A 23562-nucleotide genomic window follows, 5' to 3' on the forward strand; every position below is an offset into this window, starting at 1 on the left:
GCCTCTGGGCCGTGATCCCCCTTCAGTTCATCGGCGGCGGTCGCATGGCGGAGGCACTCGTGAAGGGCCTGGTCGACCATGGCGTTCACGAGCCGGCAGAGATCCGCGTGGTCGAGGTGCTGGACGCGCGCCGCATCGAACTGGAACACCTCCTTCCCGGCGTGCAGGTGGCCGACTCGGCCGTTGCATGCGAGGGACTGGTGCTGGCGACCAAACCGGCTGATGCCCTACACGCACTCGAGAAGGCAGCCGCAGCGGGGGTGCACCGGGTGCTGTCCATCGCAGCCGGGGTGAGGCTCGAACCGCTCGAGGCTGCAGCCGGTCACGGAATCGCCGTCATCCGGGCCATGCCCAACACCGCCGCGCTGGTTGGCGCTGCTGCGTCGGCGATCTGTGCCGGCCGCGACGTCGGTGAGGCAGACATCGCTTGGGCCACCGAGACCCTGGGGGCGGTGGGCATCGTGGAGCAGGTGCCGGAGAAGTCGATGGACGCCGTCACCGGCCTCTCCGGCTCCGGCCCGGCCTACATGTTCATGGTCGCCGAGGCACTCGTGGAGGGTGGAGTGCTCGCCGGTCTTGCACGGGACGTCGCAGATCGCCTCGCCCGCCAGACCCTGCTCGGCGCCGCGCGCCTGCTCGAGGATCCCCGGGTCACCCCCGAGCAACTCCGAGCAGCCGTCACCTCACCGGGCGGAACCACGGCTGCCGGCCTGCGTGCACTCGAGGACCGCGCGGTGCGCGCAGCGTTGATCGATGCGGTCGATGCCGCGGCGACGCGATCGACCGAGTTGGGTTGACGGTGGCCGGGTCCGAACTCCGATACGACACGGTCTCGTTCCTGTCCGACTACGGGCGTGCCGATGAGTTCGTCGGGATCGTGCATTCCGTACTGCGCGCGCTTGCACCCGGTGTGGGAGTGGTCGACGTCACCCACGACATCGCCCCGTTCGACGTGAGCGCAGGAGCCTTGACCCTGGCCCGCAGCGCGCAGTACCTGTGCCCAGGTGTGGTGCTGGCCGTGGTCGACCCGGGAGTCGGCACGAGCCGTCGCGGCGTCGCCATCGAAGTGGGCGACGGTGCGTCTGTGCTGGTCGGACCCGACAACGGGCTGCTTGCGCCGGCCGTGTCGATGGTCGGCGGGGCCGGGACCGCCGTGGAGCTCGACAACGCCGAGTACCACCTGCCCGGCGGCGGCAACACCTTCGACGGCCGCGATGTGTTCGCCCCCGCCGTCGCGGCACTCTGCCGGGGGGTCGGGTTGGCGGACCTCGGGACCGAGGTCGACCCGGCCTCGCTGCTGCCGGCCACCCTGCCTCTGTCGCGGCAGGAACCGGATGGCCTGCACACCGAGGTGCTGTGGGTGGACCGCTTCGGCAACGCCCAGCTCAACCTCGACCCCGACGACCTGCCGGAGGGCGCCACCGCGTTCACGCTGTCCGCGGCGGGCCGCACCCACGTCGCACAGCGAGCTGGCACCTTCGATGATGTGCCACCGGGCTCGTTCGGACTCGTGGTCGACAGCTACGGGCTGGTGGCAGCGGTGCTCGCCAGGGCTTCGGCGGTCGAAGCCCTGGGCGTGGCCGCCGGCGAAGAAGTGGTGTTGTCGCCGACGGACGCTCCAGCCGGTGTCGAGGTCGAGGTCGAGCTCGGTGTCCATCCCGACCGCCGCGGTGCGCCATGATCGTGGGCGGGCCATGAGACGCAACACAACGATCGCGATCGTCATTCTGCTCCTGTTGCTGGTGGGTGCTTCCTTCCTGCAACTGGTGGTGCTGAGGCAGTAGGTTGCCCGCGCCGTGAACTACGCCGCACTCATCGAGGACCATGCCGATGACGCAGTCGCGTTGATCAGCAGGGGCCAGAGGACCACATATGGCACACTGCGCGCCCAGGTGGCAGGCCTTCGCGGCGGCTTCACGGGCCTCGGGGTGCAGCCCGGTGACCGGGTGGCGATCATCGCCAACAACAACTGGTACTTCGTGGTCAGCTACCTCGCTGCGATAGGCATGGGCGCGGTGGCGGTGCCGCTCAACCCCCAGGCTCCACCGGCCGAGCTCAAGCGGGAGCTGGTGGCCATCGGCGCCGTTGCCGCGGTCATCGGCCCGGCCGCACGTGTGTCCTTCGAGCAGATCGACGCCGACGCGGTTCCCGGACTGCGGTTCCGCGTAGGCGCCGGCTTCTGCCCCGATGGCGGGACCGAGCTCGATGACCTGGTCGCCTCGGATCCCGTGGCGCTCGTCGACCGCGCGGGGGACGACCTCGCGGTGCTCTGCTTCACTTCCGGCACTGCGGGGGCTCCGCGCGCAGCCCGGCTCACCCACGAGAACCTCTCGATCAACCTGCGCCAGGTCTTCGCCGCGGCCGAGGAGGCCGCGCCGGTCCCCGGCGACGTGGCCTTCGGCCTGTTGCCGCTGTTTCACATCTTCGGGCTCAACGTGGTTCTCGGGACTGCGCTCAGCGTCGGCTCCGCGATCCTGCTCGTGGAGCGCTTCGACCCGGTGACCGCCCTCGAGGCGATCTCGAAGCACCGGGTCACCACCGTTTCGGGTCCCCCCAACATGTGGGCGGCATTCGCGGGGCTGACCGGTGTGGAACCGGGTCTCATGTCCACCGTGCGCCTCGCCACCTCCGGAGCGGCCAAGCTCGCACCCGAGGTCGCGGAAGCGGTCGAGGGCCGTTACGGCATCGAGCTCACCGAGGGCTACGGCCTTACCGAGGCTTCACCGGTGGTCACCTCGGCAGCGGGGCTCGGAGCCCCCCGCGGATCGGTCGGCCGCCCCGTGCCCGGCCTCGAGATGCGGTTGGTCGACCTCGAGGGCTCGGACGTTCTGATCGGTGACACCGGTGAGATCTGGGTGCGCGGCCCCAACGTGTTCGATGGCTACTGGGAGGACCAGGAAGCCACCGACCGCATCCTCGACAGCGACGGCTGGCTGCACACCGGCGACCTCGCCGTGGTAGACGACGACGGGTTCATCTTCCTGGTCGACCGGATCAAGGACCTGATCATCGTGTCGGGGTTCAACGTCTTTCCCGCTGAGGTCGAAGAGGTCCTGCATGAGCACCCGGCGATCGAGCGGGCTGCGGTGCTTGGCGTGCCGCACCCCTACACCGGTGAGGCGGTGAAGGCCTACGTGGTCACCCGCGCGGGGATGTCGGTCGAGGAAGACGACGTCATCGACTTCGTGGCCGAGCGGCTCGCCCGCTACAAGTGCCCCAACAAGGTGGTGTTCGTCGAAGACATCCCGGTGGGCCTCGGCGGCAAGGTGATCCGCAGGGTGCTTCGCGAAGCCGACAACGACTGATGGAGGCCGGTCGGGCCGGCCACGCGACTTTGTGAAGAAATGCACGAGCCGGGTAGGTTGCAACCATGTCCAGTGGCAACCGGCAGGGCGCGGACGACCGTGACATCCCCGACGCAACAGTCGCACGGCTGCCCCTGTACCACCGGGCACTGCTGGGTCTGAGTCGGACGGGAACCACCAAGGTGTCCTCCGAGCAGATCGCAGAGATGGCCGGCGTGAACGCCGCCAAGGTCCGCAAGGACCTGTCCTACTTCGGCAGCTACGGCACCCGCGGTGTCGGTTACGAGGTCGACCAGCTCCTCGAAGAGATCCGCAACGACCTGGGCCTCCAGCGTGGCTGGAACTGCGTGGTGGTCGGCGTCGGCAACCTCGGATCTGCGCTCATCTCGTTCGCAGGCTTCCGCGACAGGGGATTCGACGTGGTTGCCGCGGTCGACGTGGACCCCAACCGGATCGGCACGACCATCGCAGGTGTGACCGTGTCACACCAGGACGACCTCGGCACCGTGATCGCTGATTCCGAGGTGGCAATCGGCATCCTCACCACGCCTCCCGACGCGGCACAGCAGGTGGCCGACGCGCTGGTTGGTGCCGGGGTGCGTTCGATCCTGAGCTTCGCTCCGACCGTCATCGAGGTTCCCGAGGACGTGGTCGTTCGTCACGTCGACGTTGCTTCGGAGCTTGAGATACTCGCCTTCCACGAGGGACGGCGCGGTGAACCGCTGGGCAACGCGGGTTGACGCTGGACCCCGCCCCGGGTGCTGGCAGTAGCATTGGAAGCAGATGTCGATTGTCGTCGTAGGAGCAAATCACCGCACGGCACCGCTCGAGCTCCTCGAGCGCATGTCGGTGCGCGGCGACGCGCTTCCGAAGCTGCTGCACCATCTCGAGGAGGGTGAGCACACCTCCGAGGCAGTGGTGCTGGCGACCTGCAACCGCACCGAGGTCTACCTCGTTGCAGAGCGTTTCCACGGCGCTTTCGGCGAGGTGCGTGACTTCTTCTCCGACCTCACCTACCTGCCGCCCGACCGGTTCGCGGACAGCCTCTACGTGCACTACGACGAGCAGGCCGTCTCCCACCTGTTCGAGGTGGCCGCCGGACTCGACTCCGCGGTTCCCGGCGAGCACGAGATCCAGGGTCAGGTTCGCTCGGCGTGGGAGGTGGCCCGTTCCGAGGGCACTGCCCGCCGCGGGCTCAACCTGCTGTTTCGCCATGCCCTCGAGGTCGGCAAGCGGGCGCGCACCGAAACCTCGATCGGTGAGCACACCACCTCGGTGTCGCAGGCGGCCGTGCAGATCGCATCCGAGCGGCTCGGATCACTCGCGGGTCGCAACGTGGTGGTTCTCGGCGCCGGCGCGATGGGTCGTGGAATGGCCGACTTCGTCGCGGCTGAGGACGTCAACGCCCTGGTGCTTGCCAACCGCGGCGCCGAGAGGGCCGCAGAGCTTGCAGCCGAGCTCGATGCCGACGCATCGGTTGTCGGTATCGGTGACATCGGCGACCACCTGCGCGATGCCGACGTGGTGCTGGCCGCAACCGGCGCGCCAGAGGTGTTGCTTGATGCCCGCACCGTGGCCGAGGCGGTCCGTGGCCGCAGCACACCGCTGCTCGTCGTCGACGTGGCGGTTCCCCGTGACGTCGACCCCGCCGTTGCCGACATCGATGGCGTCGAGGTGCTCGACATGTCTGCGGTGGCGGAGATCACCGAGTCCGCCCTCGACGAGCGCCGCCGCGAGGCCACAGCCGTGCGCCGGATCGTGGATCACGAGGTGCAGCGGTTCACCGCAGCATCGTCGGCACGCGAGGTCGCACCACTCGTCTCGGGGATGCACCGTCGCGCCGAGGAGATCCGCAACACCGAACTGGAACGCTTCGCCCAGAAGCTCGCAGGTCTGCAGGAGTCAGAGCGAGAGGTCGTCGAAGCCCTCACCAAGGGCATAGTGGCGAAGCTGCTGCACGACCCCACGGTTCGCCTGAAGGACGCCGCGGGCTCGTCGCGGGGTGATCGTCTGGCCGCCTCGCTCGCAGAGCTGTTCGACCTCTGAGCCACTTGTCCGCCGCCAAGGAGCCGCTGCGGATTGCCACACGGGCCTCCGCGCTGGCGCGCTGGCAGGCCGACCACGTAGCGGCGCTGCTGGCCGGGGCGCACCCTGGCCTCGGCGTCGAGATCGTGCCGCTGAGCACCGAGGGCGACCGCCGCACCGACGTGCCGCTCTCGGTCATCGGCGGCAAGGGAGTGTTCGCGAAGGAGGTCCAGGCGGCAGTGCTCGATGGACGCGCCGACATCGCCGTGCACTCGGCAAAGGACCTACCCGCGCTCACACCCGACGGCCTCGTGATCGCGGCGGTACCCGAGCGGGGCGATCCACGCGACGCACTGGTGGGATCCACCCTCTCCGCGTTGGGTGATGGTGCGGTGGTGGCCACCGGTTCGGCGCGCCGCCGGGTGCAGCTGGCGGAGGCTGTGGCGGGGCTCGGGTTCGCCGAGTTGCGGGGCAACATGGCCACCCGCCTCGAGCGCGCCCCGGAGTACTCGGCGATCGTGGTGGCAGCGGTGGCGCTCGAGCGGTTGGGCCTGCGCCGGCGGATCACCGAGGTGCTGGACGCCGAGGTGATGGTGCCCCAGGTCGGCCAGGGTGCTCTGGCGGTGGAGTGCCGCGCTGATGACGAGAGGGCCATCGCGCTGCTGGGTGGTATCGAACACTCCGCCAGTCGCCGGGTCCTCGACTGTGAGCGAGCGTTCCTCCTCGAGCTCGGTGGCGACTGTTCGCTGCCGGCGGGGGCGCATGCAACGCTCGACGGCGGCACCCTGCACCTTTCGGCCGTGCTGGCCCCCGAGGTCACCGATGGCTCTGCTGTCGTACGGGTCGAGCGCGCCCGGGCCAGCGGTGAGGATGGCGAGGTTCTGGGGCGACGAATGGCCGCCGAGCTGCGAAACCGGGTCGAGGGTGACGGGTCCGACTCGTAGGCTGAGCCCGTGACGGTCCACCTCGTAGGCGCTGGTCCCGGTGACCCGGGTCTCGTAACGGTCCGCGGCGCGCAACTGCTCGCGATCGCCGATGTGGTGGTGTTTGACCGGCTGACCGCAGCCGAGCTGCTCGAAATGGCTCCGCCCGGATGCGAGATGGTCAACGTCGGCAAGGATCCTTCGGGCTCGTCTGTCTCCCAGGACCGGATCAACGAGCTGCTCGTCGCGCACGGCCGCGCGGGGCGTTGCGTGGTGCGCCTGAAGGGCGGCGACCCGTTCGTGTTCGCTCGTGGCGCCGAGGAGGCGGCTGCGCTGGAGGCGGCGGGTGTCGACTACGAGGTCGTGCCCGGCATCACGTCTGCCTTCGCCGCTCCGGCCTATGCGGGCATCCCGGTGACGTTGCGCTACTCGTCGACCCACGTGACTGTCGTGACCGGCCACGAGGATCTGTCGAAGGGTCGCACGGATGTCGACTGGGAGGCCATCGCATCCGGCGGCGGCACCATCGTGATCCTGATGGGTGTCGGCCGCTGGCAGTCGATCCGCCAGAGGTTGCTGTCGGGCGGCTTGGATCCGCTCACGCCCGCGGCGGCGGTGCAGTGGGGGACCACACCTCGCCAGCGCACCGTACGCGCCACGCTGTCGACCCTCGAGCAGGCCGACATGGCCCCGCCGGCCACGATCGTGGTCGGCAACGTGGCAGGCGAAGAGCTCGACTGGTTCGAGCGGCGCCCGTTGTTCGGGCGCAGCGTCGTGGTCACCCGGGCGAAGGCCCAGGCCGGTGGGCTGGCCGACCTGCTGTCGCGCCGCGGGGCCGACGTGATCGTGGCGCCGACGATCGAAGTGGTCGACGCGGACGACGGGGGCGCTTCACTCCGGGCGGCGATCGACGGGATCGCCACCGCCAACTGGGTCGTGGTCACCTCCCCCAACGGGGCTGAACGACTCGCCGACTCGCTGCGCGACGCGCGTGACCTGGCCGGGGTTTCGGTGGCAGCGATCGGTCCGGGCACCGCGTCGGCGCTGGCTGAACACAGGCTGGTCGCCGACCTCGTACCCGGTCGCCATGTGGCCGAGTCGTTGCTCGAGGAGTTCCCCGATCCGCCTGCCGGCGGAGGCCGGGTGGTGATCCTGCGCGCCCAGGAGGGCCGCGACGTCCTGCCCGACGGTCTGGCCGAGCGGGGCTGGACCGTGGAGCTGGTGCCGGCCTACCGCACGGTGCCCGCGGTGCCCGCCGACTCACTACGCGAGCGGATCGAGGCCGCCGACGCGGTGTTGTTCGCGTCGTCGTCCGCCGTGCGCAACTGGGTTGCCGCCATGGGCGGCACCTGCCCACCGGTGGTCGGGGCGATCGGGCCCATAACTGCACAGACGGCGAGCGACGCAGGGATGCCCGTCGGGGTGCAGCCCGAGCAGTCGACACTCGACGACTTCGTGGACGCGCTGTGCGCCCACTTCGCAGCACAGGGCGGTACCGGTTGACGGCCGTCGGCCGGGGGTGTCTGCCCGACGCCGTCGTGTTCGACTTCGACGGCCTGATGCTCGACACGGAGTGGACCGGCTACGAGAGCACCAACGAGGTGTTCCGTGCCCACGGTGAGGAGCTGAGCCTCGAGCTGTGGACGTCTTTCATCGGAACCACCGACCACCCGCACTGGAGCGAGATCCTCGGCGAGCAGTTGGGGGAGCAGGTCGACATCGAGCGGTGGCAGCCATGGAGGAACGCCGACGGACTCGAGCGCGCGAGGCGACTGGAGTTGCTCGAGGGAGTGGGAGAGTTGATGGACGCACTCATGGCTGAGCAAGTGCCGATGGCGGTGGCGTCGAGCTCGCGGGGGAGCTGGGTGCGCACCCACCTGGGTGATCGCGCATTGCTGGATCGGTTCGCAGTGGTCTGCACCGGCGACGACGTGGAGCGCACCAAGCCCGACCCGGCGCTCTACACCCTGGCGTGCGAACGCCTCGGTGTGGATCCCACACGGTCGGTGGCGCTCGAGGACTCCGTGATCGGGGTGAGGGCGGCGAAGGCCGCGGGCATGGTGGCTGTCGCCGTGCCGGGGCACATGACTGCGCACATGGACTTCGGCGAAGCGGACAGGGTCGTGTCCAGTTGCTCCGAGCTCACGCCCGCCGGCCTCTGTCCGACAGGCCCCCTGCGGGACGGCCTCGACTCCTAACGCAATTCGGGTTGTATTAAGTGCCCGACTCCTGCATACTGGCAGTAACGCAACATGTGTTGCATTACTGCACTCGCACCAGCAACACGCCACCGAACCGCAAGGAGCCCGCGATGAAGCACCAACTGAGCACGAGCATCGAGATCGACGCACCGGTCGAGGTCGTGTGGGATGTCCTCACCGACCTCAACGGCTACGCCGAATGGAATCCGTTCATCGTGTCGTCGACCGGTGAGGTCGCCGTCGGCGAGCGGCTGACCAACGTGATGTCGCCCCCCGGCGGCCGCACGATGAAGTTCCGCCCGGTCGTGACCGATGTGCAGCACGAGGCGGTGTTCGAATGGCTCGGGCGCCTCGGGGTCCGGGGCATCTTCGACGGTCGGCACTGCTTCGAGCTTGAGCCCACCCCTTCTGGAACCCGACTCGTGCACAGCGAGTCGTTCAGCGGCGTGGCCGTGCGTGCGCTGCGAGCCGGCCTCGACACCAACACGCTCGCAGGGTTCGAGGCCATGAACCTGGCCATCAAGGCGCACGCCGAGGCGCGCACGCCCTGCGGCTCGTGACCGACTCCGAGGCAGAGCCGCGCAGGCGGCCAGGCGGTCGCAGTGCCCGCGTCGGAGCCGCTGTCATCGACGCCACGCTGACCCTGCTCGCCGAAGGTGGATTCGACGCAGTCGGCATCGATGAGGTGGCCACGACCGCAGGGGTGCACAAGACAACGGTCTACCGGCGCTGGGGCACGCGCGAGCGCCTGGTCGCCGAGGCGTTGGCCCGGCGCAGCGCCGACGAGGTGCCCGTGCCCGACAGCGGCACGCTGCGTCGCGACCTCGATCTGGTGGCCCGGTCGGTCGCCGCCAACCTGTCGGACCCTCTCGGCAACGCGCTCGCCACGGCGATGGTCGGCCACGCGGCCGACCCGGAAATCGCCCGGATCACCGACGAGTTCTGGTCCACCCGGTTCGAGCGCATGTCGGTGGTGGTGGAGCGCGGCGTCGAGCGAGGCGAGGCCGATCCCGGAGTCGATGCCGCTCTCGTGATCGAGGTGGTCGTTGCAGCCGTGTGGTTCCGCTGCGTCGTCGCGCGCTCCGAGGTGGACGACGACCTGGTGGCCGCAGCAGTGGATGCAGCAATGACGCTGGTCGCACCCGGTCCTGCCAGCCCAGCGCGCTGAGCAATCAGCGCGTCGGCGGACGCGTGAAGCATCTGGAGCCCCGGTGGGCGGCGAAGCGCTCGCCTCGTAACATTGCGCGGTGAGCTTTCCCGAGCACAGACCACGACGACTGCGTACGAGCCCCGCGATGCGGCGCCTCGTGGCGGAGACCCGCCTGTCGGTCGACGACCTGGTCGCGCCCCTGTTCGTGCGCGAGGGCATCGATGCGCCCGCCCCGATCGAGTCGCTGCCCGGGGTGAGCCAGCACACGCGTGAATCCCTTCGCAAGGAGGTGAGCGAGCTGGCTGCGCTCGACGTACCCGCGGTGATCCTCTTCGGCGTGCCTGCGCGCAAAGATGACGTCGGCTCCGGAGCCTGGGACCCGGAGGGAATCGTGCAGCTTGCGATAGCGGACGTCCGCGAAGAGGTCGGCGACCAGATGGTGGTGATGGCCGACCTGTGCCTCGACGAGTACACGAGCCACGGCCACTGTGGTGTGGTCACCCCGGATGGCGAGGTCGACAACGACGCCACCCTCGAGCTCTACGCCCGCGTGGCCGTCGCCCAGGCCGAGGCTGGAGTCGACGTGTGTGCGCCGTCGGGGATGATGGACGGCCAGGTCGCAGCGATACGCGACGCACTGGACGACGCCGACGCAGCCTCGGTCGGGATTCTCGCTTACTCGGCCAAGTACGCGTCGTCGATGTACGGGCCGTTCCGCGACGCGGTCGACGTGGAGATTGCCGACGGCGGCGACCGTCGCGGCTACCAGCAGGACTGGCACAACGCTCGCGAGGCACTCGTGGAGGCACGAGCCGACGTCGAACAAGGCGCCGACATGGTGATGGTGAAGCCGGCCATGTCGTACCTCGACATCGTCTCGGCGGTCCGACGTGGGATCGACGTGCCCGTCGCGGCGTACCACGTGTCCGGTGAGTACGCGATGGTGCACGCGGCGGCCGAGCGCGGCTGGATCGATGGTGATGCCGCAGCGATCGAGCAGCTGACGGCAATTCGCCGGGCAGGAGCCGACTTCGTGCTCACATATTTCGCTCGCCGGGTCGCCGAGATGCTGGGAGATTGAGTTGATGGGTGACGAACCGGGCGATTCGATCGTCGATGATGAGTCCGACTGGACCTGGGTGCTGGAGCGCACCTGTGCGGAGTGCGGGTTCGACGTCGCCAACCTCGACCCGACGGAAGTCGCACCGATGCTGCGGGCAAACGCACGTGAATGGGCCGAATTGCTGGGTGGGTCCACCGATGCACTGCGCCAACGCCCGCGAGCGGACCGGTGGTCGCCGCTGGAGTATGCATGCCATGTGCGCGATGTGTTCGGCATCTATGACCAGCGTCTCGACCTGATGCTCACCGAGGACGGTCCGCGCTACCCCAACTGGAACCAGGATGAGACGGCCCGTGTCGAGCGATACAACGATGCCGACCCCGCCGTCGTGGCCGTGGAGGTCGTGGAGGCGGCCGACGCACTTGCGGTGCGCTTCGACTCGGTGACCGGTGAGGGGTGGCGGCGCACCGGCCATCGCTCCGACGGGGCTTCTTTCACCGTCGACACCTTCGCCCGATACTTCATCCACGACCCGGTCCACCACCTCTGGGACGTGCGGCAGTGAGTGCGCGACGACTCACCAATACCGCGCTGAACGAGCGGGCCCTGCGCCGCATCCCCGGCGGCGTCAACTCGCCCGTGCGCGCCTTCCGGTCGGTGGGCGGCGCCCCCTACTTCGTCGACCGTGGCAAGGGCGCTCGGGTTTGGGACGTCGAGGGCAACGAGTACGTCGACTGGGTGCAGTCCTACGGCGCCTCGATCCTCGGCCATGCGCACCCCGACGTCGTGGAGGCCATCACCGAAGTGGCGGGCCGCGGCACGACCTTCGGCGCCCCGACCGAGGGCGAAGTGGTGCTTGCCGAGATGCTGTGCGACCGGGTGCCGGGGATGCAGGAGGTGCGGCTCGTGTCGTCGGGTACCGAGGCCACGATGTCGGCAATCCGTCTGGCGCGTGGCATCACCGGTCGAGACCGCATCGTGAAGTTCGACGGCAACTACCACGGCCACAGCGACTCCTTGCTGGCGGGCGCCGGCAGCGGTGTGGCGGAGGGTGCCCTGCTGGGCGGGGCCGCCCCTGATTCGGCTGGTGTCACGCCGGCTGCGGTGGCCGACACCACCGTGCTTGCCTACAACGTGGTACCCGACCTGGATGACAGTGTGGCCGTCGTGGTGGTCGAGCCGGTTGCCGCCAACATGGGTCTCGTGGCGCCCGGGGACGGGTTCCTGGACGGGTTGCGGGCCGAGTGCGACCGTGTGGGCGCGTTGCTGCTGTTCGACGAGGTGATCACCGGGTTCCGCCTCGGCCCGGGCGGCGCCACCGAGCGATACGGCGTACAACCCGACCTCTGGTGCTTCGGCAAGGTGATCGGCGGAGGGATGCCGATCGGCGCGTTCGGAGCGTCGGCGGCACACATGGAGCACCTGGCGCCGGTGGGCGACGTGTACCAGGCCGGCACATTGTCCGGTAACCCGGTTGCCACCGCCGCGGGGGCAACCGTCCTGTCGCTCATGGACGACGGCGCGTACCGGCGCCTCGAGAACACGGCTGAGTCCCTGGCAGAAGGTCTGGCCGCCGCGTTCGCCGAGGTCGGCGTGGCCGCACGGGTGCCACGGGTCGGATCACTCGTGGGGCTCTACTTCGGCGATGGTGCGCTGCCGACGGACTTCGCAGGTGCCGCCGACTCGGTTGGCCTGGGCCGGTACCCGGAGTTCTTCCATGGGATGCTCGAGCACGGGGTGGCCCTCGCGCCTGGCCCCTACGAGGTCATGTTCCCGTCGATGGCCCACGGCGAGACCGAAGTCGCCGCGACCGTGTACGCGGCGACCGAGGTCGCCCGCAGGATGGGTTGAGCCCAGATGGCGCGCAGGCTCGACCGCGACGCCGCAGAGCGAGTTCTCAGGCGCGCCGTCGAGCTGGGCGACCAGCCGGGCACGGCCGACGACGCCTTCGAACCCGACGTGCTCGTGTCGGCTGCGTCGGACCTGGGGGTGCCGACCACCGCGGTGCATCGCGCACTGGCAGAGGAGCAGGCAGGCCTGCTGGCCGACGACGCCGGCGCCGTGGACCGACTCGCCGGCCCCGCCGCGGTTTCGGCAGCCCGAGTCGTCGACATGAAGCCGGGTGCGGCCATGTCGCTCGCCGATGAATGGCTACGCAGAACGTGGGCCTTCAAGCGGGTGCGGTCAACCGAACAGGTGGCCGATTACCGCCGTCGCACGGACGTGGTCGCGACGGTCCAGCGTTCCGCGCGCTCGCTCACCGGCAAGGAGAACGCCGACAAGGTCCGCTCGATCCGGTTGATCACCCACGAGCTGGAAGCGCAGCGGTCGATCGTCGCGATGGTGGTCGACCTGCAGTCTTCGCGCACGTTCGCGGAGGTCGGCGGCAGCTTCGTCGCCGGCGGCGGCACGGTGATGTCGACCGTGTCGGCGCTCGCGTGGGCGCCGTGGGCATGGCTCGGTATCCCCGCCTCCGCCGCTGCCGGCGCGGGTGTGCTCGCCACGAGGCGGGCGTGGACCCGGGGTATCGACGTGGAGCTCGAGGGCCTCCTCGACCTGATCGAAGCAGGTGAGGTTCCCCCGTCGATGGTGGGTGGGCTGGCGGAACGCTTCCGCAGGCCTGCGCCCCCGGGGGACGTCAGCCCGCCGGCGTGATCACGACGCGCACCCGGGTGCGGTCGTCCTCCGGTACCAACTCGACCGAGCGGGACACGCCGCCGCGCACATCCGATGTGCCGCGGATCGTTCCCTCGACGTTGAGCTTCCACAGTGGCGACGAGTGGTAGATGACTCGCTCGTCGGCCACGGGCTGCGCAAGTTCCGACGCCTCCAGGAATGCGGCCTCGGTGGAAGGGTCGACCGTGAAGGTCACGTCGAGCTGTGAGTCGTCTTCGAGACGCGCCGTGAGGAAGTCCTCGGTGCCTTCAGGCAGGCCGAGCCCGGCAAGCGACGCCACTTCCTGGGTGTCGGTGCCCGCGACCTCGAGCCGCGGGGAGTCGCCATGCGTGGCTGTGGTCCCGTCGTCGCCGCCGGTGAACAACAGCCACAGGCCACCCACGCCCAGCAGCACTAGGACGGCCGGCACGACCCGACGGAACCAGACGGAGTCCAACGGTCAGCCCTACCGGCTCAGGCCACGCTCGGCTCGGGGAGCACCTTCGCGACCGTGGCGGCGCTGCGGTACACAGCCTCGGCCGGGCCGACCTCGTCGCTGCGCAGCAGGTTGGCCATGATGCGCAGCACCCAGTCCATGAGGGTGTGGGATCGCATGCCCACCCGTGTGAGCTGGGTCATCAGCGCCGGCCGGCCGATCACCTGCGCGAACAGCCGCGCCACCTTGAAGTACGTGCCGTACTCCGCCTCGAGGATCACGGGGTAGCGCTGCAAGGGCTGGTCGCTGCCGGTGGCAACGCACTCGGCGACCAGCGATGCGGCGAGTCTGCCGGTCTCGTAGGCGTAGTCGATCCCTTCGCCGTTGAAAGGGTTGATGCTCCCGCCGGCGTCGCCGACGATCATCCAGTTGGGCCCGCACTTGGGAGACACCGAGCCACCCATGGGCAGTCGCCCACCGGTGGGTGCCTGCGTCGGGTTGTCGGGATCGATCTCCCAGTAGCCGGGCAGCGTCGCGGCGAACTCGTTCATGAGGTGGCTGGTGTTGACCGACTTGTAGTCGCGGAAGGTCGACAGCAGGCCGACGCCCACGTTGATGGTGCCGTCGCCCGCGGGGAAGATCCATCCGTAGCCGGGCAGAGAGTTGCCGTTGCGGTCTCGCACGTCGAGCGCGGACTCGATCCAGGGTTCCGCGTGCAGCGGGCTCTCGTAGTAGGTGCGGATCGCCATGCCCTGCACCATCGAGCGGTCACGTGCGGCTCCGAGCGCCCGACCGAAGCGCGAGTTGGAGCCGTCAGCCACCACCACGTAGTCGGCCGTGACGTCACGCTGGTCGCCGCTGGCCTTGTCCTTGAGTGTCGCGCCCACGAGGCGCCCGCCGTCGGTGACCGGTCCGACGGCTTCGGTGCCGGTCAAGAGCTTCGCCCCGGCGCCCCGGGCGTTCTCGGCCACGAAGGTGTCGAGCTCGCTGCGTCGCACGACGTAGCCGTGGCTCGGGTACAGCGGATGCTCGGGCCAGTGCAGTTCCATGCTGCGGCCATGGGCGCATGCGCGCAGCCCGTCGTAGCGGTGATACTGCGTGAGTCGCTCGGTGAGTCCCATCTCGTCGAGCTGGTGCACGGCGCGCGGGGTGAGTCCGTCGCCGCAGGTCTTGTCGCGCGGGAAGTCCTTCTTTTCGACTACGAGCACGTCGAGGCCCGCCCGGGCGGCCCAGTAGCCGGTGGCACTTCCGGCGGGCCCTCCGCCTATCACGAGCAGGTCGTGGTGCTCTGTTGCGCGGTCGGGACTCTGGTCGGTGGGGGCCATGGTCTGAGTATGCAGCCTCAGCAAGGCCGAGGCCCGTCGTGCTGAGTGTGCGGTCAGCCCGCAGGCGGGTTGGCCGCCCACTCCTCGAGCACGGCCATGTACTCGTCAACCTGGTCAGGAACGAGGAGGGTGAGCCCTTCCTCGAAGCCTTCCTCCCACACGGCCGCGTCGAAGTCCTCGCCGCCGAAGACAACCCGCTCCGCGAGCACGACCTCCATGATCTCGGCCGGGCTGAGGTTGGCCTGCTGGCCGGGCATGCCGCCGTTGATCGGCTTGTCCTGGGCTCCGTATGTAGACAGGCCAGCGTCCTGGTAGCCGGACGAGCCCAGTGCGATCCAGGTGACCTGGTCCACCGGCGCCGGGAAGGTCTCCACGACCGCGCCACCTGCGAGGGCGGGTCCGGATCCGCCGCCACCGCCGCCACCGTGGCAGCCGGCACAGCCCACGCCGTAGATCTCCTCGCCGATGGCCAAGGGGCCCTCACCGGCGCTCGGCTCGCCGAGCGTCCACGCGTAGACGATGAAGTAGAGCGGCACGATCGCCAGTGCGGCGGCAGCCCACCACGGCACCTTCTTGCGGCTCTCTGCGGCCTCCACCCAGGGCGGGGTCGGCTCCGGCTCCGGCTCGGTAGCAGGCGCCGCCGCGGCCGTCGTCGCCGGCGCGGAAGCTGACTCCGTGGGCGCAGGAGAGTCGGCCGACTCGGTGGTGGCGGGCGTTGCGGACTCCGATGCGTCACCCTCGCCGGTGAGCGCGGACCGACGCTGCTTGCTGCGGGCCAGGAGGTGTTCGGGGATTTCGGTCAACGCTGCCTCCGCGCGTCGAGAGGGACACACATGACTGTTGCCGGACCGGGCCGGCAGCCGCCGGTTCGAGCCGGACGACGCGCCCACTCTATGCAACTTGGGAGGCGACCCACCAAGCTCTGGCGGCATCGGCCGTCGGTGGGCTCGTGACACTGCGCGAACACGCCACGGAGCGCGGGCGCAAATGTGCCTCGCGGGCATGTGCCGTGGTAGACCAGCGGCCGTTGGCCGGGCGTGCAGTACAACTGTTCGCCGCGACCTACAATCGGAGACGTAGTTGCCGTCCGGCCCCCCTGGGCGGTGTCGACCACCACCCGGTGGGACCGACAGGAGGTAAACGTGGTCGCATTCATCACGTCGATGCTGGTGCTGGTGGTTCTGATGCTGCCGGTTTTCTGGTACGCCAAGCGGCGTCATGTGGGCGATCCCTTCACGTGGGGCGAGGCCTCGGTTGCAGGCACCTACGTGTTCTTCATCCTGTTCTGGGCCTACGGGGTCGTGCCCCACCAGTGGCTCACCTGGGCAGACACGGAGCTCGGCTGGCGCCCCGACGTCATCTGGTTCGGACCGGGAGGCTCGGTCACCGCCCCCGGAGTCGGCTGGGTCTTCACTTCGGACTGGTTCCCCATGACCCTCAGCGCCGAGGCATTCCGCGACATCATCGCCACCCTGATCTACGTCGTCCTGCTGGGCGTACAGATCTGGCTCTGGGTCTGGTGGCAGAACCGTGACAAGCGTGCAGCCGAGGCTGCCGCCGTGGAGCCCACAACGCCCTACGGCCGTCCCCTCATCAAGCGAGCCTGAGCGTGGCAGTAACCGACGCAAACCCCCCGCTTCCGGAGTTCAGCACCGACTACGTGCTGGCCGAGGTCGACGCGGACTACCTCGGGCGGGCGGTGAAGCCCAAGCAGTTCATCCACATCGATCAGTCCGAGTGCATCCAGTGCGACGGTTGCGCCGACATCTGCCCGTGGAAGTGCATCCACATGGTGTCGCCGAGTGCAATCGACGAGGCGGTGGACACCGACCTGCCGGGGCAGGATCCTTCCGACAACGTGGTGTTCCTGATCGACGACGATGTGTGCACGCGTTGTGCACTGTGTGTCGACCGGTGCCCCACCGGTGTGATCATCCTCGGCAAGCTCGGCGATCCCCCTCCCGACGGTGACCGCCACCAGCGCACCAACAGCCATGGTTACGGCTATGGGATGAGGTTGGCATGACGCCGCTCGGCACGATTCGACTGACAGCGCGACACGAGAGTAGGGAGTAGCACGTGGCAAAGACGATGCAGGGCTCCGGAGGCATCTCCGAGAAGTGGGAAGACCTCAAGGGCAACGTCCAGGGATCGCAGGCGTGGAGCTCGATCTTCCGGCCGGGATCGATATTCCGCAAGGGCTACAACGACAGCCCCAGGAACCGTTCCTACGTGATCATGAACAGCGTGCTCTACCACCTTCACCCGGTGAAGGTGAAGCGCCACGCCGTGAAGGTGAGCTACACGCTCTGCCTGGGCGGGCTCAGCTTCTTCCTGTTCATCCTGCTCACGGTCACGGGCATCTTCTTGATGTTCTTCTACCGCCCGACCGCGGCAGCTGCGTGGGACGACATCTACGCACTGCAGACCTCGGTCACGTTCGGGCTGCTGGTGCGAAACATGCACAGATGGGCAGCTCACCTGATGGTGCTGGCCGTGTTCCTGCACATGGCGCGGGTCTTCTACCACGGGGCCTACAAGGCTCCCCGCGAGTTCAACTGGGTCATCGGAGTGATCCTGCTGACGATGACCCTGCTGTTGTCGTTCACCGGCTACCTGCTTCCCTGGGACCAGCTGGCCCTTTGGGCGGTGACGGTGGGTACCAACATGATGGGCTACACGCCCGTGCTGGGCAGCCAGGTGCGCTTCGTGCTGCTCGGTGGCGCCGAGATCGGATCGGACACCCTGATCCGGTGGTATGTGCTCCACGTACTGTTCTTCCCGTTCATAACCGTCATCTTCATGGCCATCCATTTCTGGAGAGTCCGCAAGGACGGCGGCATCTCGGGGCCGTTGTGATGGGCGCACTGCGAAGCACCCGGGTGCGTACCGGGAGGGAGCAATGACAGAAGTTCCAGAGCACCTTCTCAAGAGGGCACAGGAAGCCAAGGACAAGGCCGCGGCCAAGAAGGCAGCGGACGAGCCCGCGGAGGAGTCGCCTGGCGACGCCGGCGACTCCGGTGGTGGCGAGGCCGATTCCCGTATCCCTGCGCACCTGCTCGAGCGCTCCAAGGCGGCCAAGGCCCGCAAGGGCGGCGGCGACGCCTCTGCCGATTCGGGTGACTCCGGCGGCGGCACCGCCGTTGCCACGAAGACCGAGACCGCTCCAGCCGCCGGCGGTGGTGGGCTGCCCACCGGTGCCGGTCCGGGTGGTCACACCCAGCGCCTGCTGACGGTGGTCAAGTCGGGTTCGATCCAGGACGTGAAGGCCAAGCCCCAGGACAAGGTCCACGTGTGGCCGCACCTGCTGGTCATCGAGTTCGTTGCAGCCCTGGCCTGCACGGCCTTCACCTTCATCTTCTCCTGGCTGGTCAACGCTCCGCTGCTGGAGCTCGCCAACTTCAACGAGACGCCCAACCCGTCGAAGGCCCCTTGGTACTTCCTCGGCCTGCAGGAACTGCTCACGATGTTCCACCCGATGGTTGCCGGCGTGACGATTCCGGGCATGGGCATCTTCATCCTGATCCTGGCGCCCTACATCGACAAGAACCCCTCCAAGAAGCCGGAGGATCGCAAGTTCGCCGTTTCATTGATGACCGTGCACCTGATGTTCTGGGCCGTGCTGGTCATCATCGGCTCCTTCTTCAGGGGCCCCGGATTCAACTTCACCCTGCCCTGGGTTGACGGGCTCTTCTTCGAGCTGTGAGGTGACCTGAACTATGTCTGGTTTCTGGATAGCAGTACTGGTGTTTGCGGGAGTCCTGGCGGCTGCCGTGGCGCTGCTCGGCGCGGCCAACCGCCGCGAAGTCGAGGGTGCCACCGGCGGTGGTCAACTCAGCCGTGAGGCGGTCCGCAAGGACAAGGCCGCCCGCAAGGAGCGTGAGACCGAGCAGTCGGTGTCGGCCCCGCCCACGGGCCGCGAGCTGGAGCGCGTGGCTGTCGCCGAGCGGTCCTCGGCTCTCGAGCCCGTCTCCGATGCCGAACCCCCTGCACCGTGGGTCGCGCCCGACCCCGAGGCCTACGACGAATCGCGTCGGGGCTTTCTCAATCGCTCGATCGTGGCACTCATGGGAATCAGCATCGGTGTGTTCGCCGCCGGTGCCTTCACTGCGTTCCTGTGGCCCACCGGCTCCAGTGGGTTCGGCTCCAAGATCAAGGTCGGCAAGATCAGCGACATCAAGTCCGAGATCGAGGCCAACAACGGGTTCCTCTACCAGCCCGAGGGTCGCATGTGGATCACCGAGTACCCCGCCGCGGCGCTTCCGAAGGCGGAGCAGGTCTACTCGCCGGCCGAGCTCACGGGCATGGAGGTGGGCTTGATCGCCATCTACCAGAAGTGCCCGCACCTCGGCTGCCGCGTTCCGAGCTGCACCAGCTCCCAGTGGTTCGAGTGCCCGTGCCACGGCTCCCAGTACAACCAGGTGGGAGAGAAGAAGGGTGGCCCGGCGCCGCGTGGCATGGATCGATTCGCCATGGAGGTTTCCGGCGACACGTTCATCGTCGACACCGGAACTGTGATCAACGGCCCGGCGATCGGTGTGAACACGACCGGTCAGGAAGCTGAAGGACCGAACTGCATCGGCGCCGCCACGGGCGCGCACTCAGAGTAGGGCGGGCCGGGCAGACACCGACCCGGTTGATCCGCACGGGAGAACCAAGAGAACCTGATGACCCTCGCAACGACACAACAGAGCTTCGGCTTCGTCCTACTGGCCATCGTCCTGATAGGCGCGGTCATCTGGATCGTCGCCAACATGCGCGCTGGTCGCAAGGAAGTTGGCTCGGAGATCGAGCTCGCAGCCAACCGCAAGCCCTACCTCGAGGACGAGGAGCTCGAGGGTCGCAAGCTCAACATGTCCCTGTTCTGGGCCGCCGGGCTACTCGCACTCATAGCAGTCGCCCTGCCCATCTACTGGCTGGCCGAGCCCGGCCGCCAGGAAGGCGCGATCGAAACCTTCGAAGAGACGTTCGTGGAGCGTGGCCAACGTCTCTACGAAGAGGGTGCCCAGTGTGTCAACTGCCACGCGGGCGGTGGCGTGGGTGGTGTCGCCAACTTCATCATCAGCGACCAGAACGGCCAGTTCGTCTCCCAGGTGAACTGGGCGGCACCGGCGCTCAACAACGTGCTCTACCGCTACTCCGAGGACGAGGTCACCTACGTGCTCAACTGGGGTCGTCCCGGCACGCCCATGGCGGCCTGGGGTGCGCCGGGCGGCGGCCCGCTCACCACCCAGCAGGTCGAGGAGCTCATCGCCTACATGTGGTCCTTTCAGCTGACCCAGGAGGAGATGCGCGCCGAGGTCAACGGCCTCGTGAAGGGTATCGACCCGGAGCTGTTCGAACGCCTCGACGAGGTCAACAAGTCCAATGAGGGGCTGGAAGACCCGGTGACCGCCAACCGGCTGTCGCGCGAGGACGAAATCCGTCTGGGGGAGATCCTGTTCAACAACCAGGAGCTCGCCGCGGGAGCGTATTCGTGTGGCCGCTGCCACGTGGCGGGTGCCGCCTACGGTCAGGCATGGCAGCCCTTTGCCCGTCTCGAGTACGGCGCCTTCGGCCCGGACCTGACCGGAATCGAGAACCAGGCCACCCCCGAACAACACTTCGCCCTCATCTTCGACGGCATGGAAGAGGGCAAGCAGTACTTCTCACGCAAGCAGGGCAACCCGCAGATGCCCGGCTTCGGCGCCAACCCCAACGCGGGCCAGTCCGACGAGGGCGTGCCCGACCTGGGCCCCGCCGGAATGCTGACGCCGGCCGAGGTGTGGGCGGTCGTCACCTGGGAGCGCAACCTCTCCAACGACACCACGGTCAAGTCGCCCGTGGCTGGAACTTCAGAATCACCGACGTTCGCCGGGGTGGATGCCCTCGGTGACACCACCGAGTCCGCCGCCGGCGACGCCGAGTGATCCCGGGAGCCAACGAACACATGTCCACACTCGCAGCCATCGCCTTCGACCCGGCCATCCGGGGCGTCCTCGTCGTCGCCACCGGCGTGGTCGTGCTGATCGGTTCGATCTTCCTCATCGTCTCCACGAACACAGGGGTACGCCAGGGCTTCCTCATCACCATGGCCGCACTTGCCGGCTGGTGCTTCACCATGGGTGCCATCTGGTGGATCTACGGCATCGGCCTGCGTGGTGCCGACCCGAGTTGGATCGAAGAAGAGATCAACTTCACGCGTGACGATGCCGTGATCACCGAAGTCGTCGCTGACCTCCCACGTACCGAGGAGCTGCCCGACGCCGCCCAGTCCTACGCGGACATCGTCACTGCGGACCCGAGCATCCAGAACAAGGTGGAGGCGGCAGAGGGCGAGGGCTTCGTGCCCGAGACCCTCACCGAGCTGGTCACCCTCGTACCCGAGGAGAAGAAGCGCCTCGACGAGGAGCTCAACGATTGGCGCATCCTTCCCGAGTCCGACTCGCGTCGTGGTGATGCGGTGGCCGCGGCCGACGCCGCTCTGGTTGCCTCCGAGGTGTTCGGTGATCAGACCGCGGGCAACTACACAGTGCTCGACGTGTACTTCACCGGTGGCAAGCCTGGGGCCGAACCCGAGACAGTGCCCGGCGAGGACAACCTCTTTCAGAGGGCATGGAACCGTGTGCTCACGACGCTGCAGCTGAAGAACCCGCCGCTGTATGCAGCGATCACGGTCCAGAAGAACGAGCCGGTCGTCGTGGCTCCCGGCGAGGCCCCGCCTCCGGCCCAGGTGGACGAGGAGGCAGAGGTCGTCACCGTCGTGCTGCAACGAAACCTCGGCAATCGCCGCCTCATCCCGGCGCTGTTCACGATCTTCAGCGGCGTGCTGTTCGCCGTGTTCGCCTGGATGCTGCACACGCGTGACAAGGCCGCGATGCAGGCCCGCGCGGACTGGGATCCGGCCAAGGCGGGCTGACCATGGGCCAGTGGCTGCCGATCCTGGCGCTGTTGGTGCTGGCTGCACTATTCGCAGGCATCAGCTTCGTGGCGTCGCGGATACTCAACCCTCCGCGTCCGACTCCCGCCAAGGTGGCGCCCTACGAGTGCGGAATCGTGGACCAGGAGTCCCCACCTGAGCGCTTCCCGGTGAGGTTCTTCCTCATAGCAATGATCTTCATCGTGTTCGACATCGAGATCATCTTCTTCTATCCGTTCACGATGGTCGTTGACACACTCGGCGCCTACGGGATCATCGCGATCGTGATCTTCTCCGCTGCGGTCTTCGAGTCGTTCCTGTACCTCATCTCCAAGGGCGCACTCGACTGGGGTCCGGCCAAGCAGCTGCGTCGCAGCCAGATGTCCTCTGCTGCGCGCACGGCGCGCACCACTGTTAGGCGAGTCGGCACGGACGGCCGTGAGGACGAGGCGGCACAGCGTCAGGGCGAGGCAGCCTGATGGGACTCGTGGGCGACATCCGCGACGACGGCTTCGCTGGCCTGGAACACAACTTCCTCACCGGCAAGCTCGAGGACCTCGTGCGCTGGTCGCGGCGGCGTTCGTCATGGCCGGCCACGTTCGGCCTCGCATGCTGCGCCATCGAGATGATGGCCGCCGGCGGCGCCCACTACGACATGGCTCGCTACGGCATGGAGGTCTTCCGCGCCTCCCCCCGTCAGGCCGACGTGATGATCGTCGCCGGACGCGTCTCGCAGAAGATGGCCCCGGTGCTGCGCACCATCTATGACCAGATGGTCGAGCCCAAGTGGGTCATCTCGATGGGCGTGTGTGCCTCATCGGGCGGCATGTTCAACGACTACGCCCTGGTGCAGGGTGTCGACACGGTGGTGCCGGTCGATGTGTACGCGCCGGGCTGTCCTCCCGGCCCCGAGACGCTGATGCAGGCCATCATGACCCTGCACGGCCAGATCGAGACCGGTGAGATCCTGCGCCGCCGCGAGAGCACCGGTGGCGGCGCCGAGCTCCACCTCGACGAAGCCGCACAGCCCGTGGCTGTGCAGGCACCCGGGCACTTCGGGGTGGACGCCTGATGCTGCACGACTCGCCCACTTCGGAGTCGGCCGGCCAGCCCTGCGTGCATCCCGACCGTGATTCCTACCTGGATCTCGTCGCCAAGCTGCGCGAAGACGGCTACTGGCTGTGCACAGACCTGACCGGGGTCGACTACCTCGGCTACGAAGCCCCCCGAAACCTGCCCGAGGGTGTGGACCCACAGCGCTTCGAGATCGTTGCCAACCTCCTCGACCCCTCGGCGCGGCGGCGCATCCGTGTGCGGGTGCAGGTACCCGAAGGCGACGCCTCGATCGCATCCATCACCGGGATGCACCCGGGTGTCGACTTCCACGAGCGCGAGACCTGGGACCTGTTCGGGATCCACTTCGAAGGCCACCCGCACCTCACCCGGATCCTGATGCCCGACGAGTGGGAAGGCCACCCGCTGCGCAAGGACTACGCAGTTGGCAACATCCCGGTGCAGTTCAAGGCAGCCGGGAACTCCCGCTGACCACCCACGACAACCCCGCAGAGACCCCACCACCAC

General features: G+C 68.2%; 27 protein-coding genes. 24 read left to right on the plus strand and 3 right to left on the minus strand.

The genetic code is table 11. From position 1 onward, the window contains the following. The first annotated feature begins 44 nt into the window (after positions 1–44). From proC to GY812_07680, 14 genes are all read left to right on the plus strand, one after another. Positions 45–797, plus strand: coding sequence for a pyrroline-5-carboxylate reductase (proC, locus tag GY812_07615; GenBank protein MCP4435347.1), 753 nt, complete (start codon positions 45–47; stop codon positions 795–797). Positions 798–799: 2 nt separating this feature from the next. Continuing rightward, on the plus strand, positions 800–1681 hold the full coding sequence (locus GY812_07620; GenBank protein MCP4435348.1) for an SAM-dependent chlorinase/fluorinase: 882 nt from the start codon (positions 800–802) through the stop codon (positions 1679–1681). 115 nt (positions 1682–1796) lie between these two features. After that, positions 1797–3305, plus strand: coding sequence for a long-chain fatty acid--CoA ligase (locus GY812_07625; GenBank protein ID MCP4435349.1), 1509 nt, complete (start codon positions 1797–1799; stop codon positions 3303–3305). Positions 3306–3370: 65 nt separating this feature from the next. Continuing rightward, positions 3371–4045 (plus strand): redox-sensing transcriptional repressor Rex, encoded by a 675-nt coding sequence (locus tag GY812_07630; GenBank protein MCP4435350.1) that lies wholly within the window; start codon positions 3371–3373, stop codon positions 4043–4045. A gap of 43 nt (positions 4046–4088) precedes the next feature. Next, complete coding sequence (locus tag GY812_07635) at positions 4089–5351, plus strand: glutamyl-tRNA reductase (GenBank protein ID MCP4435351.1); 1263 nt, start codon at positions 4089–4091, stop codon at positions 5349–5351. Between the two features lie 5 nt (positions 5352–5356). Next, a complete protein-coding gene (gene hemC / locus GY812_07640; protein MCP4435352.1) occupies positions 5357–6274 on the plus strand; it encodes a hydroxymethylbilane synthase in 918 nt (305 codons plus the stop codon). A gap of 9 nt (positions 6275–6283) precedes the next feature. After that, positions 6284–7756, plus strand: a complete 1473-nt coding sequence (gene cobA / locus GY812_07645; protein ID MCP4435353.1) for a uroporphyrinogen-III C-methyltransferase — start codon at positions 6284–6286, stop codon at positions 7754–7756. Further along, positions 7753–8451 (plus strand): HAD family phosphatase, encoded by a 699-nt coding sequence (locus GY812_07650; GenBank protein ID MCP4435354.1) that lies wholly within the window; start codon positions 7753–7755, stop codon positions 8449–8451. The genes cobA and GY812_07650 overlap by 4 nt, the downstream gene beginning before the upstream one ends. 113 nt (positions 8452–8564) lie before the next feature. Beyond that, positions 8565–9014 carry an SRPBCC domain-containing protein gene (locus tag GY812_07655; GenBank protein ID MCP4435355.1) on the plus strand — a complete coding sequence of 150 codons (450 nt, stop codon included), beginning with the start codon at positions 8565–8567 and terminating at the stop codon, positions 9012–9014. Then, positions 9011–9622, plus strand: a complete 612-nt coding sequence (locus GY812_07660; protein MCP4435356.1) for a TetR/AcrR family transcriptional regulator — start codon at positions 9011–9013, stop codon at positions 9620–9622. The genes GY812_07655 and GY812_07660 overlap by 4 nt, the downstream gene beginning before the upstream one ends. 79 nt (positions 9623–9701) lie before the next feature. Beyond that, positions 9702–10685, plus strand: a complete 984-nt coding sequence (gene hemB / locus GY812_07665; GenBank protein ID MCP4435357.1) for a porphobilinogen synthase — start codon at positions 9702–9704, stop codon at positions 10683–10685. A 4-nt stretch (positions 10686–10689) separates the two neighbouring features. After that, a complete protein-coding gene (locus GY812_07670; protein MCP4435358.1) occupies positions 10690–11232 on the plus strand; it encodes a DinB family protein in 543 nt (180 codons plus the stop codon). Then, on the plus strand, positions 11229–12518 hold the full coding sequence (locus GY812_07675; protein MCP4435359.1) for an aminotransferase class III-fold pyridoxal phosphate-dependent enzyme: 1290 nt from the start codon (positions 11229–11231) through the stop codon (positions 12516–12518). The genes GY812_07670 and GY812_07675 overlap by 4 nt, the downstream gene beginning before the upstream one ends. Positions 12519–12524: 6 nt before the next feature. Next, entirely contained in the window at positions 12525–13322 is a 798-nt protein-coding gene (locus GY812_07680) for a hypothetical protein (protein MCP4435360.1), read from the plus strand. Here the strand turns inward: GY812_07680 and GY812_07685 are convergent. The 3 genes from GY812_07685 to GY812_07695 are packed head-to-tail and all read right to left on the minus strand — an operon-like array spanning position 13306 to position 15886. After that, positions 13306–13752, minus strand: a complete 447-nt coding sequence (locus GY812_07685) for a hypothetical protein (GenBank protein ID MCP4435361.1) — start codon at positions 13750–13752, stop codon at positions 13306–13308. The genes GY812_07680 and GY812_07685 overlap by 17 nt on opposite strands. 44 nt (positions 13753–13796) lie before the next feature. After that, complete coding sequence (locus tag GY812_07690) at positions 13797–15083, minus strand: geranylgeranyl reductase family protein (GenBank protein MCP4435362.1); 1287 nt, start codon at positions 15081–15083, stop codon at positions 13797–13799. Between the two features lie 53 nt (positions 15084–15136). Continuing rightward, on the minus strand, positions 15137–15886 hold the full coding sequence (locus GY812_07695) for a c-type cytochrome (GenBank protein ID MCP4435363.1): 750 nt from the start codon (positions 15884–15886) through the stop codon (positions 15137–15139). 339 nt (positions 15887–16225) lie between these two features. On the opposite strand from GY812_07695, the gene GY812_07700 reads away from it, so the two are divergent. From GY812_07700 to GY812_07745, 10 genes are all read left to right on the plus strand, one after another. Continuing rightward, entirely contained in the window at positions 16226–16690 is a 465-nt protein-coding gene (locus GY812_07700; GenBank protein ID MCP4435364.1) for a hypothetical protein, read from the plus strand. Positions 16691–16692: 2 nt separating this feature from the next. Beyond that, positions 16693–17109 (plus strand): 4Fe-4S dicluster domain-containing protein, encoded by a 417-nt coding sequence (locus GY812_07705; protein MCP4435365.1) that lies wholly within the window; start codon positions 16693–16695, stop codon positions 17107–17109. A 65-nt stretch (positions 17110–17174) separates the two neighbouring features. Then, positions 17175–17942: a DUF4405 domain-containing protein gene (locus GY812_07710; protein MCP4435366.1), complete on the plus strand. Its 768-nt coding sequence runs from the start codon at positions 17175–17177 to the stop codon at positions 17940–17942. 43 nt (positions 17943–17985) lie between these two features. Continuing rightward, the gene (locus tag GY812_07715) at positions 17986–18789 is read left to right on the plus strand and encodes a menaquinol-cytochrome c reductase cytochrome b subunit (GenBank protein MCP4435367.1); all 804 of its coding nucleotides are present in this window, start codon (positions 17986–17988) and stop codon (positions 18787–18789) included. A 13-nt stretch (positions 18790–18802) separates the two neighbouring features. Next, positions 18803–19693 carry a Rieske 2Fe-2S domain-containing protein gene (locus tag GY812_07720; protein ID MCP4435368.1) on the plus strand — a complete coding sequence of 297 codons (891 nt, stop codon included), beginning with the start codon at positions 18803–18805 and terminating at the stop codon, positions 19691–19693. A 57-nt stretch (positions 19694–19750) separates the two neighbouring features. Further along, positions 19751–20992 (plus strand): cytochrome c, encoded by a 1242-nt coding sequence (locus GY812_07725; GenBank protein MCP4435369.1) that lies wholly within the window; start codon positions 19751–19753, stop codon positions 20990–20992. Positions 20993–21012: 20 nt separating this feature from the next. Beyond that, on the plus strand, positions 21013–21981 hold the full coding sequence (locus tag GY812_07730; protein ID MCP4435370.1) for a hypothetical protein: 969 nt from the start codon (positions 21013–21015) through the stop codon (positions 21979–21981). Between the two features lie 2 nt (positions 21982–21983). Then, entirely contained in the window at positions 21984–22460 is a 477-nt protein-coding gene (locus GY812_07735; protein MCP4435371.1) for an NADH-quinone oxidoreductase subunit A, read from the plus strand. Next, positions 22460–23053, plus strand: coding sequence for an NADH-quinone oxidoreductase subunit B (locus GY812_07740; GenBank protein ID MCP4435372.1), 594 nt, complete (start codon positions 22460–22462; stop codon positions 23051–23053). Before GY812_07735 ends, GY812_07740 begins: the two co-directional genes overlap by 1 nt. Next, positions 23053–23526, plus strand: coding sequence for an NADH-quinone oxidoreductase subunit C (locus GY812_07745; GenBank protein MCP4435373.1), 474 nt, complete (start codon positions 23053–23055; stop codon positions 23524–23526). Before GY812_07740 ends, GY812_07745 begins: the two co-directional genes overlap by 1 nt. The last annotated feature ends 36 nt before the right edge of the window (positions 23527–23562 follow it).

The organism is Actinomycetes bacterium, assembly GCA_024222295.1.
In the GTDB taxonomy this organism is placed as follows: Bacteria; Actinomycetota; Acidimicrobiia; order Acidimicrobiales; family Microtrichaceae; genus JAAEPF01.

Bases quoted from the DNA above. Each gene is read 5' to 3' on its own strand.
- proC (MCP4435347.1), top strand. From the start codon at position 45: ATGGCGGAGGCACTCGTGAAGGGCCTGGTCGACCATGGCGTTCACGAG.
- GY812_07630 (MCP4435350.1), top strand. From the start codon at position 3,371: ATGTCCAGTGGCAACCGGCAGGGCGCGGACGACCGTGACATCCCCGAC.
- GY812_07635 (MCP4435351.1), top strand. From the start codon at position 4,089: ATGTCGATTGTCGTCGTAGGAGCAAATCACCGCACGGCACCGCTCGAG.
- GY812_07655 (MCP4435355.1), top strand. From the start codon at position 8,565: ATGAAGCACCAACTGAGCACGAGCATCGAGATCGACGCACCGGTCGAG.
- GY812_07670 (MCP4435358.1), top strand. From the start codon at position 10,690: ATGGGTGACGAACCGGGCGATTCGATCGTCGATGATGAGTCCGACTGG.
- GY812_07680 (MCP4435360.1), top strand. From the start codon at position 12,525: ATGGCGCGCAGGCTCGACCGCGACGCCGCAGAGCGAGTTCTCAGGCGC.
- GY812_07690 (MCP4435362.1), bottom strand. From the start codon at position 15,083: ATGGCCCCCACCGACCAGAGTCCCGACCGCGCAACAGAGCACCACGAC.
- GY812_07710 (MCP4435366.1), top strand. From the start codon at position 17,175: ATGCAGGGCTCCGGAGGCATCTCCGAGAAGTGGGAAGACCTCAAGGGC.
- GY812_07715 (MCP4435367.1), top strand. From the start codon at position 17,986: ATGACAGAAGTTCCAGAGCACCTTCTCAAGAGGGCACAGGAAGCCAAG.
- GY812_07720 (MCP4435368.1), top strand. From the start codon at position 18,803: ATGTCTGGTTTCTGGATAGCAGTACTGGTGTTTGCGGGAGTCCTGGCG.
- GY812_07725 (MCP4435369.1), top strand. From the start codon at position 19,751: ATGACCCTCGCAACGACACAACAGAGCTTCGGCTTCGTCCTACTGGCC.
- GY812_07730 (MCP4435370.1), top strand. From the start codon at position 21,013: ATGTCCACACTCGCAGCCATCGCCTTCGACCCGGCCATCCGGGGCGTC.
- GY812_07735 (MCP4435371.1), top strand. From the start codon at position 21,984: ATGGGCCAGTGGCTGCCGATCCTGGCGCTGTTGGTGCTGGCTGCACTA.
- GY812_07740 (MCP4435372.1), top strand. From the start codon at position 22,460: ATGGGACTCGTGGGCGACATCCGCGACGACGGCTTCGCTGGCCTGGAA.
- GY812_07745 (MCP4435373.1), top strand. From the start codon at position 23,053: ATGCTGCACGACTCGCCCACTTCGGAGTCGGCCGGCCAGCCCTGCGTG.